This is a genomic window from Pseudomonas lijiangensis (genome assembly GCF_018968705.1).
Lineage (GTDB): Bacteria > Pseudomonadota > Gammaproteobacteria > Pseudomonadales > Pseudomonadaceae > Aquipseudomonas > Aquipseudomonas lijiangensis.
On sequence record NZ_CP076668.1, the window covers coordinates 2,611,420 to 2,626,754 of the forward strand.

14 protein-coding genes are annotated in these 15,335 nt (G+C 58.5%); 2 read left to right on the forward strand and 12 right to left on the reverse strand.

All coding sequences use genetic code 11. The features are described 5' to 3' along the window. Positions 1 to 19: 19 nt before the first annotated feature. The 8 genes from KQP88_RS11360 to KQP88_RS11395 form a co-directional block, all read right to left on the reverse strand. The gene (locus KQP88_RS11360) at positions 20 to 1,372 is read right to left on the reverse strand and encodes a cation:proton antiporter (RefSeq protein WP_216705722.1); all 1,353 of its coding nucleotides are present in this window, start codon (positions 1,370 to 1,372) and stop codon (positions 20 to 22) included. A 169-nt stretch (positions 1,373 to 1,541) separates the two neighbouring features. After that, positions 1,542 to 2,594 carry an ABC transporter substrate-binding protein gene (locus KQP88_RS11365; protein ID WP_216705723.1) on the reverse strand — a complete coding sequence of 351 codons (1,053 nt, stop codon included), beginning with the start codon at positions 2,592 to 2,594 and terminating at the stop codon, positions 1,542 to 1,544. Further along, a complete protein-coding gene (locus KQP88_RS11370) occupies positions 2,591 to 3,775 on the reverse strand; it encodes an NAD(P)/FAD-dependent oxidoreductase (protein WP_216705724.1) in 1,185 nt (394 codons plus the stop codon). The genes KQP88_RS11365 and KQP88_RS11370 overlap by 4 nt, the downstream gene beginning before the upstream one ends. Continuing rightward, positions 3,772 to 5,151: an FAD/NAD(P)-dependent oxidoreductase gene (locus KQP88_RS11375; RefSeq protein ID WP_216705725.1), complete on the reverse strand. Its 1,380-nt coding sequence runs from the start codon at positions 5,149 to 5,151 to the stop codon at positions 3,772 to 3,774. The genes KQP88_RS11370 and KQP88_RS11375 overlap by 4 nt, the downstream gene beginning before the upstream one ends. Next, positions 5,148 to 5,438, reverse strand: a complete 291-nt coding sequence (locus KQP88_RS11380; RefSeq protein ID WP_216705726.1) for a (2Fe-2S)-binding protein — start codon at positions 5,436 to 5,438, stop codon at positions 5,148 to 5,150. Before KQP88_RS11380 ends, KQP88_RS11375 begins: the two co-directional genes overlap by 4 nt. Positions 5,439 to 5,462: 24 nt before the next feature. After that, positions 5,463 to 6,257, reverse strand: a complete 795-nt coding sequence (locus tag KQP88_RS11385) for an ABC transporter permease (RefSeq protein WP_200994926.1) — start codon at positions 6,255 to 6,257, stop codon at positions 5,463 to 5,465. A gap of 3 nt (positions 6,258 to 6,260) precedes the next feature. Continuing rightward, positions 6,261 to 7,133, reverse strand: coding sequence for an ABC transporter permease (locus tag KQP88_RS11390; RefSeq protein ID WP_216705727.1), 873 nt, complete (start codon positions 7,131 to 7,133; stop codon positions 6,261 to 6,263). After that, on the reverse strand, positions 7,130 to 8,158 hold the full coding sequence (locus KQP88_RS11395) for an ABC transporter ATP-binding protein (RefSeq protein ID WP_216705728.1): 1,029 nt from the start codon (positions 8,156 to 8,158) through the stop codon (positions 7,130 to 7,132). Before KQP88_RS11395 ends, KQP88_RS11390 begins: the two co-directional genes overlap by 4 nt. A 245-nt stretch (positions 8,159 to 8,403) precedes the next feature. On the opposite strand from KQP88_RS11395, the gene KQP88_RS11400 reads away from it, so the two are divergent. Continuing rightward, the gene (locus tag KQP88_RS11400; protein ID WP_095068018.1) at positions 8,404 to 9,237 is read left to right on the forward strand and encodes an IclR family transcriptional regulator; all 834 of its coding nucleotides are present in this window, start codon (positions 8,404 to 8,406) and stop codon (positions 9,235 to 9,237) included. 90 nt (positions 9,238 to 9,327) lie between these two features. Next, positions 9,328 to 9,708 carry a RidA family protein gene (locus KQP88_RS11405; RefSeq protein ID WP_200994930.1) on the forward strand — a complete coding sequence of 127 codons (381 nt, stop codon included), beginning with the start codon at positions 9,328 to 9,330 and terminating at the stop codon, positions 9,706 to 9,708. 128 nt (positions 9,709 to 9,836) lie between these two features. Here KQP88_RS11405 and KQP88_RS11410 read toward each other — a convergent pair whose 3' ends face one another. The 4 genes from KQP88_RS11410 to KQP88_RS11425 form a co-directional block, all read right to left on the reverse strand. Continuing rightward, on the reverse strand, positions 9,837 to 11,033 hold the full coding sequence (locus KQP88_RS11410) for an HD-GYP domain-containing protein (RefSeq protein WP_216705729.1): 1,197 nt from the start codon (positions 11,031 to 11,033) through the stop codon (positions 9,837 to 9,839). A 74-nt stretch (positions 11,034 to 11,107) separates the two neighbouring features. Beyond that, positions 11,108 to 12,730, reverse strand: a complete 1,623-nt coding sequence (locus KQP88_RS11415; protein WP_216705730.1) for a methyl-accepting chemotaxis protein — start codon at positions 12,728 to 12,730, stop codon at positions 11,108 to 11,110. Positions 12,731 to 13,018: 288 nt separating this feature from the next. After that, on the reverse strand, positions 13,019 to 14,386 hold the full coding sequence (locus KQP88_RS11420) for a heavy metal sensor histidine kinase (protein ID WP_216705731.1): 1,368 nt from the start codon (positions 14,384 to 14,386) through the stop codon (positions 13,019 to 13,021). Then, positions 14,383 to 15,057 (reverse strand): heavy metal response regulator transcription factor, encoded by a 675-nt coding sequence (locus KQP88_RS11425; RefSeq protein WP_216705732.1) that lies wholly within the window; start codon positions 15,055 to 15,057, stop codon positions 14,383 to 14,385. Before KQP88_RS11425 ends, KQP88_RS11420 begins: the two co-directional genes overlap by 4 nt. Positions 15,058 to 15,335 lie beyond the last annotated feature (278 nt).

Consider the following 15,335-nt stretch of genomic DNA (forward strand, 5'->3'; position numbering starts at 1 on the left):
ATGACATGATCGACTGGATCTATGGCGTCTTGCTATCGCCTGCCGAACGGCGTTCGTAATGCTCCAGTAATGGCTGGATGCTAATGCCATGCAGCAGGATACTCAACGCAACCACCGACAACGTCATCCCTATGGCGGTATGGACTGCATCTTGCGGTAAACCGTGGGTCAAGGCAAAACACAGGTAATAAAGGCTGCCGATTCCACGTATGCCGAACCAGCCGACCAGAGCCTTCTGGCGCCGGTCCAGCAGGCGTCTGCCCACCAGCAGCCAGACGCTGGCCGGACGAATGATGCAGAACAGGGCCAGGCCAAGACCAATGGCTCGCCAGTCCCAGTACAACGCAAGTGCCGCACCCAGCAGGGTAATCAACAGTACTTCCATGGAGCGTTCGATCAGGCTGCCGAATGCCAGCATATCCCCCATCATGATTCCGGCAGCCAGTTGTGATTCGGTCAGGTCCTCGGCTTCGGCCACCGTGGCCTTTTCCTGATCGGCCGTCATATGGCCAATCACCGGTTGAGCGATATGCTCCGAGGGAACGTGGGACTGAGTGATGCGCGCTTCTGCCTGTCTCAAGCCGAATCCGGCAGCGAATACCGAGAGAAAACCAAAAGCGCCTGCACTTTCTGCAGCGATATAAGACAGGGCAATCAGGGCCAGCGCCAGGAAGTCATTGGGGGAGGTGGTGCTGTCCGCATTCCTGATCCGCAGGAAGATCATCAGATGCCCGACGCCACGGCCCATGCCATAACCGATCAACATGCCGGCCGGCACGCCCCAGACCAGGCTCTTGAGTGCCCAGTGCTGAATCCATCCGGCTTCCAGCCCGCCATTGTTCATATACAGCAAGGCAAAGATCACGAACGGGAACGCCGTGCCATCGTTCATGCCAGCTTCGCCGGAAAGTCCGAAGCGCAGGCGGTCCTGATCCTGGGCATTGGTTACCTGAACCAGCCCGGCCAGCACCGGATCGGTGGGCGAAAGTATGGCACCCAGCAACAGCGACATGCCCCATGACAGGCCGAGCAGGTAATGCGCAGCCAGGCAGGTGCCCGCAATGGTGGCAAGCATCACCGGCCCGGCCAGCCAGTAAGCCGAGTGCCAGGCCTTGCTGCGCAGCGGTTGGCGCAGCTTGATTCCGGTATTGAACAACGAAAACAGCACCGCGATTTCGGTCAGACGCTCCAGCCAGTGCCTGGCTTCCTGCACGTCCAGTTTCAGCATCTCCAGCCCCATGGGGCCGATCACGAAACCGAATGCCAGACACACCGCCGACGTCGTGACCGGCAGCCAGCGAAGGAAGGATGATGTCAGTGCCAGCAGCATCAACAGTACGCCGAGCACTGTCATGCAGATCGTGAAGCTCATGTCGCCATGCCCCCCTGTCGCCTGAATAAGGCGAACCTAGGGTTGTGACTGTGGGGTAGTGGGTTAGTTGAAGAAATCGTAAGCGTGTTGCTCGAGTGAGTGCTGAAGTGGGAGGCAGCTTGCTGGCGACTGTTGTGTTGCCAGCCAGCTGTCTCTGGTTTCAGGCGTTTCAGCGCTCGATGCTGCGACTCCAGCGTGCATTCCACTCGGGACGGATCTGGTTGACCTGATCCCAGTCGATGGTCACGGCGGTTTCCAGGTATTTCTTCATGGCCTGGACCTGATCGCGGGTCTTGTCAGTGGTGGGCGTATTGGGGTTGGACGGGATCTGGTCGCCAAGCTCCAGGGCCGGAGCCTGAGCTTCTGCGGTCAGCAGGTAGGCTGCCAGCTTCTGGGTCAGTTCCGGCTGGTTGTTTTTGGCGATGGCACATTCCGCGACGTTCAGCACCACAGCGCCTTCCTTGGGTTGTGCGTATTCTACGGGAACACCCTTGAGTTTCAGGGCCGTGACCTGAGTCGGTGTCAGGGGAAAGAGGGCGGCTTCGTCGGTCTGCACCATCTCGGAGATTTTTGCCGAACTGGCGATGTATTCCAGCACGTTCGGGCCAATGGTTTTCGGCCAGGCCTTGAAGCCGGGTTCGACGTTGCTCTCGGTGCCGCCCTGGATACGGTTGAACATCAGAAAGCCATGCAGACCAAAGGTCGAGGATGCCAGTGACTGGAACACGACCTTGTCCTTGAAGCGCTTGTCGGCCAGATCCATCCAGGAGGTAGGAGCACTCCAGCCTTTTTCCTTGAACATGCGGGTGTTGTAGGCCAGACCTGTTACACCCAGGCTCACGGCGGCAGCCTGATCCTTGATTCTGGCCTGAGGCGGTAATTCGGCCAATGCCGCGCTGGGTTGCAAGGTATCGCACAAGCCCATGGAAATGGCGCGATACATGATGCCGTCATCAAGGAATATCAGGTGCATCTGCGGATTGTCCTTGCTGGCCTGAACCTTGGCCAGGATGTCCGAAGAGGTGCCGGGCACGATCACGACCTTGACGTTGTTGGCCTTCTCGAAAGCCGGCAGCACATGATCGGCATACAGACGCTCCATGGTTCCGCCGTTCATGCCCAGATACAGTGTCGTTTCGGCCAGTGCAGGCTGAGAAGCGAGCAGGGCGGCGAGTGGCAGGCATGACAGGCCTGAGAGTGCGATACGTTTGGCAATCTTCATTTGGGCGACCTTCCTCTGTGTATTGGAATGACGTTGCTGGCAAGTACGGGGGCAGTGGCTGGCGTTTCCGGAGTCTGGAAGCGACCGATGGAAAACGCTTCGATGGCAATCGATGAACGGCCCTGGCAGACCCATTCGGCCAGGGCTTCTCCTGCTGCCGGACCAATCTGGAAACCCGCACCGGCAAAACCGAAACCGTGCAGCAGGCCGGGTTGGCGCAGGCTGGGGCCGAGCACAGGCTCGCGATCGGGCAGATAGCCCTCGGTGCCGCTCCAGGTGCGAATGGCGTGGGCGCCAGCCAGTGGCGGGTAGAGTTCGACGGCATTGCGCAGGATGTCCAGAATCGCTGTCTGCCCCGGTCGGGCGCGCAACGGGTCCAGGGCGAATCCCTGACCTCCGCCCAGGATGCAATTGCCTCTGGCCACCTGCCTTGCATAGATACCGCCACCTTCGACCCCGGTGCTGACATCCATGAACATGGGCAGGGGTTCGGTCACCAGCATGGCGGGATAACCCGAATACATCGGCACGGGTTCACCGAATTGCGCCGCCAGCGTACCCGCCCATGCACCGGCGCAATTGAGCAGCCAGGGAGCGCGCACTTGCAGGCCACTGGCAGTGCGGACGATGAATGCCTGACCGTCATGTTCCACATCGATGACCTGAGCCTGCTCGAAGATCTGCGCACCCGCCTTATGCGCCGCACGGGCGAAGGCCGGTGATACCAGGCGCGGGTTGGCATGCCCGTCGTCCGGGCACAGTGAGGCCCCGACTGCGCCATCACCGGCCCAGGGGTAACGAGCCTGCAACTGTGCGCGGTCAAGCAGTTGCAGGCCCAGGCCAAAGGCCCTGCTGGCTTGCTCGTAGGCGCGCAAGGCATTCATGTCCTGCTCGTTGCGGGCCAGTTTCAGGTGCCCGGAACGCACGTACTCACCGTCACTGCCGATCAGTTCACGCAGGCTGCCCCATAGCTCGTGAGCCCGCTGTGACAGAGGCAGTTGGGACAAAGGCCGACCCTGGCGCCTGACGCCGCCGTAATTGACCCCGCTGGAGTGCGAGCCGCAGAAGTCTCGTTCCAGCAGCGTCACCCGCTTGCCCTTGAGTGCCAGCATCAGCGCAGCAGAGGCGCCGACGATGCCACCGCCAATGATCAGTGCATCGGTTTCCATAGGGCGGCTCATGCTTCAGTCTCCAGGCCGAACGGCAGCGGTTTGATCGGAGCCTGGCCGCGCAGTCGACCAATGTTGTCCAGCCTGCGATGGCTTTCCCGGGCAATGATTTCCGCTGCGGCCATGCCACACAGGCGGCCCTGGCAACGCCCCATGCCGACCCTGCACATGGCCTTGACCCGATTGATCTCCCAATGGCCTTCTTGCACTGTGGATCTGATGTCGCCTGCACTGACTTCTTCGCAACGGCAGATGATGGTTTCGTCAGGTACGTTGGCGGCCCATTCGGCGGGGAACGGAAAGGCCGTCTCCAGCCCCAGGCGAAAGCGCTCGATCTTGTGCAGCTTGCTTTGCAGAGTCGAGAGGCGGTTCTGGTCGACAGGATGGCCGCTGTCTTCAAGCAGGCTCAGTGCTGCCAGCTCCCCGGTCATTTCTGCCGCATCGGCGCCCATGATTGCTGCGCCATCACCTGCCAGATAAACCCCTGAAACGCTGCTGCGCCCCGCATTGTCGCGGGTCGGCAGCCAGGCACGGTTCTGTGGGCTCCAGCTGAATGCGCAGCCGAGTATATCCGCCAGTTGGGTTTCGCTGCGCAAGGCATGGGCAAAGGCCACGGCATCGCACGCCAGTTGCTTTTGCTGGCCCTTGTGTTGCCAGCGCACGCCACTGACGCGCTTGTCACCTTCGATACGCTCCAGCGTTGCGCCCTGATGCACCGGGATGCCATGAGCCGTCAGCCATGCCCGGTAATAAAGACCTTTGGCAAGGGTGGCCGGTTGATTCAGCAAGGCAGGCAAGGCTCGGCATTGCGCGGAGAAGGGCGCGCTATCGAGCACGGCCACGACTCTGGCTCCGGCCTTGGCATATTGATAAGCCACCAGATAAAGCAGAGGGCCACTGCCCGCCAGCACAACGTTTTCGCCGATGGCGCAGCCCTGATACTTCAGGGCGATTTGCGCAGCGCCCAGGCTGTAGACACCTGGCAGTGTCCAGCCCGGAACGGGGAGAATGCGATCCGTTGCGCCGGTGGCGACAATCACTTGAGAGAAGTCGATCTGCCCCGCACGCGACTGATTCAGGGTGTCGAGCCGGCCGTTTTCGGCATTCCAGACCAGTGTCTGTGCACGATAGTCGATGCTGTCGGCCAGATCGTCCACGGCCTTATGCACTGCAATCGCTTTGCCGGCTTCAAAACCGTACAGGTCCTTGGGTGAGCGCTTGAAGTTCTCCGGCTGGCGGCGATAGATCTGCCCGCCGCCGCGCAGGCCTTCGTCGATCAGGCAGGGTTTTACGCCATGTTCGAGCAAGGTTTGCGCCGCCCGGATTCCGGCAGGGCCGGCGCCGATGATGACGACCTTTCTGGTGTCAGTTGCGATATGGTCGTTCATGACTGACGCCCCGGTTCGCGACTGACAACCTGGTCGGCTTGCAGCAGGGTCGAACAGGCCCTGACCCGCTGCCCGTCTCCCAGGCGTACCCAGCATTCCTGGCAGGCTCCCATCATGCAGAAGCCTGCACGAGGTTCTGCACTGAAATCGCTGCCGCGCAGGTGTTCGCTCGCCGTCAGTACGGCGGTCAGCAATGTATCGCCTTGCAACCCGCTGGCGGGCTGGCCATCCAGGGTGAAGGACAGGGCCGGACGGTCGAGTTCGACCAATCGTTTCAGCAATGCCATTGAATATGCGCTCCGGGCCTGAAGTTAATGTTTGCCGACCAGTACGCGATCCAGGCCATAGACCCGGTCGAGCAGAATCATGGTGGCGGCAGTCAGCGCAATGACCAGCGCCGAGACGGCGGCCATCATCGGGTCGATGGATTCGGTGGCGTAGACGTACATGCGCACCGGCAGGGTCTGGGTGGCAGGCGAGGTGACGAAGATCGACAGGGTCACCTCGTCGAAACTGTTGATGAATGCCAGCAGCCAGCCTCCGGCGACGCCGGGCAGGATCATCGGCAGGGTGATCTGGCGAAACAGCGTGAAGCGGCTTGCACCCAATGACTCGGCAGCCTGTTCGGCGCTACGGTCGATGCCGATGGCGGCGGCGATCACCAGTCGCAACACATAAGGCGTAATCACCACCACGTGGGCCAGGATCAACCATGTAAAGCTGCCATTGACGCCCATCAGCGCAAACAGCCGCAGCATCGCCACGCCCAGCACCAGATGCGGAATGATGATCGGCGACAGGAACAGCGCATTGAGGAAGTTGCGTCCCGGGAACTCATGGCGGGTGATGGCCAGCGCAGCAGGCACGGCAATCAGGGTGGCCAGCGTGGCAGAAACGAAGGCCAGCATCAGGCTGTTATAGAACGAGTCGATGAAGTCCGCCCGCTCGAAAACCGCCTTGAACCAGCGCAGCGAGAAGTCGGTGGTGGGCAGGCTCAGGGTGTTTTCCGGGGTAAAGGCCACCAGGCAGACAACCACCAGTGGCGCGAGCATGAACACCACGACCAGCGCATGAAATGACAGGGCCAGAGGACCGTTCTTGGACATGGATCATTCCCCCAGGGATTTTTTATAACGGCCTTCGATCATGCGATTCCACGACAGCATGATCAGCAGGTTCACCAGCAACAGCGCCACCGCGATGGTTGCGCCCATGGGCCAGTTCAGTTCCGAGAGGTACTGGTCGTAGATCACCGTAGCGACCATTTTCAAACGTCGACCACCCAGCAGGCCCGGGATTGCGAAGGAACTGGCTGCCAGCCCGAAGACGATCAGGGTGCCGGACAGCACGCCTGGCATGATTTGAGGCAGAACCACCATGCGCATGACTTTGGCCTGGCTCGCACCCAGTGACAGAGCCGCCTGTTCGGCAGCCGGGTCGAGCTTCTGCAGCGAGGTCCAGACCGGAATGATCATGAACGGCAGCATTACATGCACCAGGGCGATAATGACGGCGAACGGCGTATAGAGCAGCTTGACCGGTCGTCCGCCCATGGCCTGGATCATCTGATTGACCAGACCGTCGGCCCCCAGCAGCAGGCTCCAGCCAAAGGCCCGGACTACCACTGAAATCAGCAGGGGCGTGAGGATCAGAATCAGATATATCGAGCGCCATGGAGTGCCCATGCGGCTGAGAATGTAGGCTTCCGGCACACCGATCAGCACGCAGAGCAGGGTGACCAGCGCACTGATCCAGAAGGTGCGCAGAAAGATTTCGTAGAAGTACGAATCCGTCAGGACGGCGATGTAGTTGGCCAGTGTATAGCTATCGCTTTTGACCCCGACTTCGTAGTCGAAGACGTTGAACGACAGGATCAGTGTCAAGCCAAGAGGCAGAACCAGCAGGCCGATGAACAGGGCCAGCGCGGGCGCTGACAGCCAGTAGCCACGACCGTTCTGACGCATTTGCTTCAGCGGGTTCATGGCCGTACCTCATCGCTATCGAGCACGCGCAGCAGATCGGTCTGCCAGTCCATGCCAACGGCTGAACCTTCCGGCAGCGGCGGCTGGCCATCGTTGCGGCGTACAACGGTCAGTTCGCCAATCCCGGTTTCAATGCGGTACAGCCATTGGCTGCCGAGAAAGTAGCGGGTGATGATCCGGCCTTGCAGGCGGCCTGTACCGGGTTCTGTCAGGTCGATCTTTTCCGGGCGCAGACTCAGGGTCAGGGCACCATCACCGGCAGCCACCCGGACCTGAGGCAACCCGCTTTCATCCAGATCCCCCGACAGCATGTTGGCTTTGCCGACGAAGCCTGAAATGAAACGCGTGCGTGGGTGTTCGTAGAGTTTGTAAGGCTCGTCGATCTGGGTAATGCGTCCGGCCTGCATGACGACCACACGGTCGCTGATGGACAGCGCTTCGGCCTGATCGTGGGTGACCATCAGCGTGGTAATCCCCACTTCATTCTGTATACGCCGGATCTCGAACTGCATTTCCTCGCGCAGGTTGGCGTCCAGATTGGACAGCGGCTCATCGAGCAACAGCACCGGAGGCTCGATGACCAGCGCCCGGGCCAGTGCGACACGCTGGCGTTGCCCGCCCGATAACTCTCGGGGGTAGCGATCAGCATGCTGACTCAGGCGTACCAGTTCCAGCACCCGGCTTACCCGACGCTGGATATCTGCCGCAGGCACTTTGCGCATGCGCAGGCCAAAGGCGACATTGTCGGCAACGCTCATGTGCGGGAACAGCGCGTAGCTTTGGAACACCACGCCCAGGCCTCGGCTGCTGGGTTTGGCATGAGTGATGTCGCGACCGTCCAGCACAATGCGTCCGGCGCTGACTTCGACAAAGCCCGCGATCATTTGCAGTGTGGTGGTCTTGCCGCAGCCTGAGGGGCCAAGCAGTGAAACGAACTCGCCTTTTTCTACCGCCAGATGGGTGGCGATGACGGCATCGATGGAGCCGTAGCGTTTTGATAGTCCTTCAAGCTGGAGAAATGCCATGTCTGCTTGCACCTTGTTCTACGTGCGCGCCGAGGCACGCGTTTATCGTGGGCAGATGCGAAGTGAGGTCATGCAGTTGCGTGGACGTGGTGCTCGCTCTGTGTCGGCTACCGATGATTGTTCAAATCGCCCTTGTGGACTGAGAGTAGGACGAAGGCTAGGATGCACTCAATGAAGAATTTCACTGAATAACATCTTTTTTTGAATTTATTCATTTAATGAATTTAATGTTTGGAAAATGGACAATGAATTCCACTGATCGGAATGAAGAATCAAAAGAGGTCGGTACAGGTGCTGTTTCCCGTCTGTTTGCCGTGTTGCGTTGTCTGGGCGAATGCCCCGAAGGAGGCGAGCGTGTCACGCAGCTGGCCCAGCAGGTCGGTCTTTCCCAGCCCACGACTCATCGCTTGTTGCGCAGCCTTATGGACGAAGGGATGGTCGAGCAGGATGTACTCAGCAAACGCTATCGATTGAGCATCGAATTCTTCGCCCTGGCGGCCAGGGCCGGTAATGCCGGCAACCTGCGCGACCTGGTGCGGCCTGGCTTGTTGAGGCTGTCGGCATCCCTGGGCGACTCATTGTTTCTGCTGGCGCGCAGTGGTTTTGATGCCATCTGCCTGGACCGCAGCGAAGGGCCGTATCCCATCCGTACCTTCACGGGCGATATCGGTGGGCGTGTGGCGTTGGGTGTGGGGCAGGGCAGCCTGGCGATCCTGGCCTTCCTGCCTGAGGAAGAGCGCGACACCGTCATTCGCTACAACCTGCCACGGCTCAAGGATTTCCACCTGTACGACGAAGTCTTTCTGCGCTCGGAAGTCGAAAACGTCAGGCGCCAGGGGTATGCAGCCCGTAATACCGGCGCCTTGCCGGGGATGGCTGGGCTGGCCGTCCCCATTCTCGATCGCACCGGCCGTGCCGTCGCAGCGTTAAGCGTGGCGACCATCAGCGACCGGCTGGGGCCGGACCGGCTCATGACCGTGGTCGAACTGCTCAAGCGCGAAGCCAGCGCCATCACTGCAAAGATCAACCCGTTTGATCCTTCCCTGAGGCGGCCGAGTCAGGTGTTCGGGTTGGGGTAGAGTGGCCATGTCGTTTTTTGAAGTGTGTAAACTGCAGCGCGAAAAGGCGTGATACCACGCGCCAGTCTTACCACTGATCAAGAGATTCCCATGGCCAACCAGGACATCACCTTCACCCCCGATCCCGACCCGACTTCCATTTCTTCCGACGTTGCCGGTTTCGGTGGCTTGCTGGTTTCTACCCAGATTCCTACTCGCGCTGATGGCAGTCTGGAGTTGGGCGGTATCGTCGAACAGAGCGAATGCACCCTGCAGGCACTCAAGGTCGCGCTGGAGCGTGCGGGCAGCTCCATGGACCGTGTATTGCACCTGACCATCTACCTCACCGACATGGCTGACCGCGCTGCGTTCAACGAAGTCTATCAGCGCTTCTTCGCCAAACCCTGGCCAGTGCGTGCCGCCGTTGGTGTGGCATCCCTGGCGGTTGAAGGGATGCGCGTGGAAGTGACGGCAATGGCCGCCAAGGCTTAATCAAGGTCAATAAATCACTTTGTGGGAGGCAACTGCTGGCGACTTCAGCGTACGACGCAGAATATTTGCCGGTTTCAGGCCTTTTTCGCCAGCAAGTTGCTTCTCACACGTTTTGTTTGCGCCTTCTCCTACTGGGCCACGCTTTCAGGTGCTCCCGCCCACAAGTGGTCCAGGTTCTTGAAACCCCAGGTCTTGGCACATTCACGGCTGATGATTCTGTCTTGTCCGATCAGGGTAGAGAGGTCTATCAAGGTGTGGGCGATGGGCATCTTGAACAGTGCCGAGTAGAACACTTTGACCTTGGGGGTCAGCAGTGAAGCCTTGTTCTGTTCCATGACGATGCCCAGGTTGCCGCTTTCCAGGCGCACCAGAGAACCTACCGGGTAGATACCGACGCATTTGACGAAGGCCTGGAATATCTTCTCGTCGAAATGCCCGGTCCATTCAGCCATCCTGCTGATGGACTCTGCCGGGCTCCAGCAGGCCTTGTAGGGGCGGTCGGAAGTAATGGCGTCGTAGACGTCGCAGATGGCACCCATGCGCGCAAACAGGCTGATCTGTGAACCAGCGAGCCGGTCGGGGTAGCCGCTGCCATCGAAGCGTTCGTGGTGGTGCAGGCAGACATCCAGCACTCTGGGGCTGAAGTGTTTGCTTTCGCCCAGCAACTGGCAGCCGATTTCCGGATGCTTGCGCACGATTGCAAATTCTTCGTCGCTGAGTTTGCCGGGCTTGCCGAGAATGGCCGCAGGTATCGCCAGCTTGCCGACATCGTGCAGCAGGCCTGCCATGCCGGCTTCCTTGACCAGGCTTTCAGGCAGTGCCAGTTGGCGTGCCAGAGCAATCATCAATCCGCCCACCGCGACCGAATGCATGTAGGTGTATTCATCCGCCGTTTTCAGGCGGGCCAGACTGAGCAGGGCGTCGGGATGACGGGCCAGGGAGTCGGAAATGTCGTCGATCAGGTCACCCATGTCTTCCAGTTCCGCGATCCTGCCCATGCGTACATCGCTGAAGATTTTGACGACTGCGGCTTTGGACCGGGCGCAAAGCTCCCGGGCGTAGCCGATCTCTTCTTCCAGCGCGCAAGTCTGGTCCTGGCCATGGGGTGGGGAAGGCGCCTCGCAGAGGCTGACAGGTTGTACATCAAGTCCCCGGCTGCCATCGATCCACAGCCGGGTGACGCTGGAGTTCCTGATGCGTTGCAGATCGCTTTCATGCTTGAGCAGAAAACTGCTGGTCCAGAAAGAGTGGTCGGCGCGCAAGTCGCACAGTTCGTGGACATACATGCCGAGGCGAAGCTCGGTGACGGGAATGTGTTTCAGCACGATAAATACCTGCTTTGGCTTGATCGTGAATCAGCAGAACATTCATCCCTGTACTGTTCAGACGAGTTCGTTAGTTAGACAGAGAACCGGGAAACCAGTCGGTTCAGATCGACAGCCAGTCTTGAAAGCTCCTGGCTCGCAGTTGAGGTCTGATCGGCAGCCGAAGAGCTTTGCACCGAAAGATCCCTGATGCTGACCAGGTTCTGATCGACGGACCGCGCTACATGGGCCTGTTCTTCGGAGGCTGTGGCGATCAGCAGGTTGCGTTCGTTGATCTGGGAAATGGCAGTGTTGATTTCCTTTATCGCGGTTCCGGATTCCTGGGCGATCAGCAAAGTGGCATCGGCTTCCTCACTGCTTTGCTTCATGGATTGCACAGCCAGAGTCGAGTCCTTCTGGATGCTCTGAATCATCTGCTCGATTTCCTGGGTCGAGGATTGAGTGCGATGAGCCAGTGCCCGGACTTCGTCGGCAACCACTGCGAAGCCACGACCCTGTTCACCGGCACGGGCTGCTTCGATGGCCGCATTGAGTGCCAGCAGGTTGGTCTGTTCGGCAATGGCGCGAATGACATCCAGCACCTTGGTGATGTTCTGGGCCTGATTGGCCAGTCCTTCAACTTCGGTGCTGGTGCGGTCGACCGTAGAGCTGAGTTTTTCGAGTGCGTTTATGGTCTTGCTGACGCATTCCTGCCCGGTCTTGGCAGAGCGTTCCGAGGCCTGGGTGGATTCCGAGGCGGACACCGCATTGCGAGCTACCTCTTCGATGGCCGCAGTCATCTCATTGACGGCAGTGGCTGCCTGTTCGGTTTCCATGGATTGACGCTGGATGCCGTTTGTCGATTCCTGAGTGATCGAACTCATTTCCTCTGCCGCCGAAGCCAAGAGGCCGGAGGAGTCGGAGATATGCTGGATGGTACTTTTCAGGCTGGCGAGCATGGCTGCCGTTGCACTTTGCAGTTCGGTCAGTTCATCGGCACCGGTAATTTCCACTTGCGTACGCAAATCACCTTCGGCAATGCGTTTGGTGGTTTCAAGCAGAGCCTTGACGGGGCGGGCAACGCTGCGGGTAAACACGGTTGCGACCAGTACAGTCAGGATAACGGCGATAACAATAAAAGCGATGGTGACGGTCAGTCCGTTTTCATAGGCCTTGTTTGCCGCGTCACTCGACTTTTCCGCTACTTTGACATTGACCTCTATCAAGGACTCTATGGACGATTGAAGTGCCTTGGCCTGTGGGCTGCTGGTGTCGCGGATAAAGATGAATAGTTCATTGTTGGTCTTGGTCTTGCTGAGCTCCATCAACTCATCGATCTTGGCGGTATAAGCCTGAACATTGGCTTTGACCTGACGATAAACCTGCTCTTCAGTATCGCTGGATACCATGGGAGCATAGCTGTCGGTCATCTGAATCAAGGTGTTTTTCAGATTCTTCAACTTGTCGATGGAGGCGCTGCTCTGTCTCTCTTCGTCCATCACGAATCGCCGGGCATCCAGGCGGTAGAGCAGGCCAGCGCTTTCGATCTTGCCTGCTTGCCTTACGCTGGGCAGCAGGTCGGTCTGGAACTTGCTGACCGAGTCATGCAGGCTGTCCATCTTGTAAATGACCGTTGTCCCCAAGCCTACAAGAAGCAGGCAAATAATGCCGAAACTGAAAAAGGCGCGGGTGTTCAATCTGATATTTCTTGTTTTCATTTTTGGATCCTCTTTGCTCACTATAGAGCAGCCGCCAACAACCAGTCAGTTGGCAACGTGATATCAATGTAGGTGCTTGGATGTGAAAAAAATATAGTGAGTGCAGAAAAATTTTATTGCGTAAAAGCAGTATCAATTGAATCTATTAATTCAAGTTTTCTTGAATCTAGACGTGAGGAGGCGATAGACAGTTTTGAGGTTAACTGCCTATCGCTTTGGAGGGTTATAAAGTTTCACTTTAAGTGAATGAGAATAATTAATGCCGCGTCATTAATTTGCCGTCAAACATTAAACAGGTTGTTCTGTGGCGGGGAATATCATGGTGAAGCTTGTATAAGTCCCCGGTGTACTGTGTACGCTTACATGGCCTTCATGCAGGCTCATGATGGAGCGCACGATTGCCAGCCCCAGCCCGGTTCCACCCTGATGCCGCGAACGACTGGCATGAACCCTGTAGAAACGGTCGAACAGGCGTGGCAGGTGCTCGGCCTCGATGCCTTCACCCGCGTTACCGACATTGAGCGAAACCTGACCCTGCTGCTGTTCGAGGCTGATGTTGATCGTGCTGCCTTCAGGGCTGTGTCTGATGGCATTGGAGAGCAAGTTCGAGATGGCGCGCTGAACCATCAGGCGTTCGCCGTTTATCCGTGCGCGACCAGTCACCTGCAGGGCAATGTTCTTTTCCTCGGCTGAGAAGGCAAACAGTTCGACCACCTTGTTCACTTCTTCCTCCAGATCGATTCGGCTGAAAGCGATGGGGGCCAGCGGCTGACTGACACTGGCCAGAAACAGCATCTGGGACACCATGCGTGACATGCGCTCCAGTTCTTCGGTGCAGGATTCAAGCACCTGCTTGTACTCGCCGGGCGGTCTTTCCCGGGACAGCGTCACCTGGGCCTTGCCCATCAGGTTGTTCATGGGCGAGCGAAGCTCATGGGCCAGATCGTCCGAGAACTGCGTCAATTGTTGAACATCGCTGTCCAGGCGGTGCAGCATGAAATTGATCGCATGGGCCAGATTGCTCAGTTCGTCAGGCAAATCGCTGGTCTTGACCCGATGCGTCAGATCCCGGGCCGATATCATTTGCGCCACCTTGCGAAAGGCCCGCAACGGTTTGAGGCCGCGATGCACCACCCACCAGGCGACCGCGCCCACCAGCAGCAGAATCAGCGGCAAGGCGATCAGGGTCGAGGTCATATAGGACTGCAGCAAGTCAGTATCGCTTTGCCGGTCCAGAGACAGCAGGACGGTAACCTTCTCCTTGTCGCGCAATGGCACCAGCCTTGAGGCGATCAGTACCTTGCCGGTTTCGGGGCTGTCGGCGTTCATGGCCAGAATCTGTTCTGCCGTTGCATGACCCATGTTGAACAGCACATGTGTCGGCTCGTCCGGATCGATGATCGCCAGACTGAAATCGTCATGGCCCATGATCTGGTCACGCAGGTTATGGGGGTTGAGCATGATATCCGCGCTGCTGGCGGTCTCTGCCAGGCTGTGCTCGATCTGCTTGAGCTTTTCTTCAAGGCTGTTGCTGGCCCGCAGATCCAGTTGGCGCGAGATGGCCAGCGAGGCCAGCGTCGCCATGACGATCACCAGGATGGCGCACATCAGGCTGACGGTCAGCCCCAGTTGCATGGACAGCCGTGTGGGTTTCATTCCCGGTACTCCAGTACATAACCCACGCCGCGCAGTGTATGAATCAGCTTGTTATCGAACGGGTCATCGATCTTGGCCCGCAGGCGCCTGATGGACACCTCCACCACGTTGGTGTCGCAATCGAAGTTCATATCCCATACCAGAGAAATGATCTGGGTGCGTGAAAGGACCTCGCCACTGTGGCGCATCAGCAAATGCAGGAGTGCGAACTCCTTGGTGGTCAGGTCAATGCGCTGTTTGCCCCGAAAGGCCCGGTGCCGGCCCTGATCAAGTTCCAGATCTGCCACCTGCAGAACCTGAGGCACGCTGGCCTGCTCGCTGCGGCGCATGAGGGTGCGAATCCGGGCCAGCAGTTCGGGAAACTCGAACGGCTTGACCAGATAGTCGTCGGCTCCCGATTCCAGACCTTTTATCTTTTCATCGAGACGACCACGGGCGGTCACGATCATGACCCGTGTGTTACTGGTCTTGCGCAGTTGTGCCAGGACATCCCAGCCGTCCATGCCCGGCAGGTTGATGTCCAGGATGACCACGTCATAGATCTGTTGCTGGGCCAGACAAAGACCGTCGATACCTGTAGTGGCAACATCGACGACATAACCGCTTTCGGTCAGGCCCTGATGCATGTATTCGGCAGTTTTCGGCTCGTCCTCGACCACAAGGATTCGCATGGTTGAATATCCTGTTTGAATTGAGTCAGTGGTTGCTGAAGCGAAGGGATTCTGAAGTCTGTAGGGACTACAGAGTCAATGCTGATGTGTTACTTACTTTAAGGCCAAAGCGACGCGCTTTTTTCAGATAACGAAATTGTAATTTTCCAGCAACCCCGCTGATAGCTGCCATTCCCTAAAGTCCCTGCGTCAACCCCGGCAGCTCATGCTCGCCGGTGCAATCGCCGCTCAGGCGTGGATCATGCAAGTGGGGAAGTACAACGTGCGCGGCTATCGAA

Coding starts and splice junctions, on each gene's coding strand:
- KQP88_RS11360 (WP_216705722.1), bottom strand. CDS start 1,372: ATGAGCTTCACGATCTGCATGACAGTGCTCGGCGTACTGTTGATGCTG.
- KQP88_RS11365 (WP_216705723.1), bottom strand. CDS start 2,594: ATGAAGATTGCCAAACGTATCGCACTCTCAGGCCTGTCATGCCTGCCA.
- KQP88_RS11370 (WP_216705724.1), bottom strand. CDS start 3,775: ATGAGCCGCCCTATGGAAACCGATGCACTGATCATTGGCGGTGGCATC.
- KQP88_RS11375 (WP_216705725.1), bottom strand. CDS start 5,151: ATGAACGACCATATCGCAACTGACACCAGAAAGGTCGTCATCATCGGC.
- KQP88_RS11380 (WP_216705726.1), bottom strand. CDS start 5,438: ATGGCATTGCTGAAACGATTGGTCGAACTCGACCGTCCGGCCCTGTCC.
- KQP88_RS11385 (WP_200994926.1), bottom strand. CDS start 6,257: ATGTCCAAGAACGGTCCTCTGGCCCTGTCATTTCATGCGCTGGTCGTG.
- KQP88_RS11390 (WP_216705727.1), bottom strand. CDS start 7,133: ATGAACCCGCTGAAGCAAATGCGTCAGAACGGTCGTGGCTACTGGCTG.
- KQP88_RS11395 (WP_216705728.1), bottom strand. CDS start 8,158: ATGGCATTTCTCCAGCTTGAAGGACTATCAAAACGCTACGGCTCCATC.
- KQP88_RS11400 (WP_095068018.1), top strand. CDS start 8,404: ATGAATTCCACTGATCGGAATGAAGAATCAAAAGAGGTCGGTACAGGT.
- KQP88_RS11405 (WP_200994930.1), top strand. CDS start 9,328: ATGGCCAACCAGGACATCACCTTCACCCCCGATCCCGACCCGACTTCC.
- KQP88_RS11415 (WP_216705730.1), bottom strand. CDS start 12,730: ATGAAAACAAGAAATATCAGATTGAACACCCGCGCCTTTTTCAGTTTC.
- KQP88_RS11420 (WP_216705731.1), bottom strand. CDS start 14,386: ATGAAACCCACACGGCTGTCCATGCAACTGGGGCTGACCGTCAGCCTG.
- KQP88_RS11425 (WP_216705732.1), bottom strand. CDS start 15,057: ATGCGAATCCTTGTGGTCGAGGACGAGCCGAAAACTGCCGAATACATG.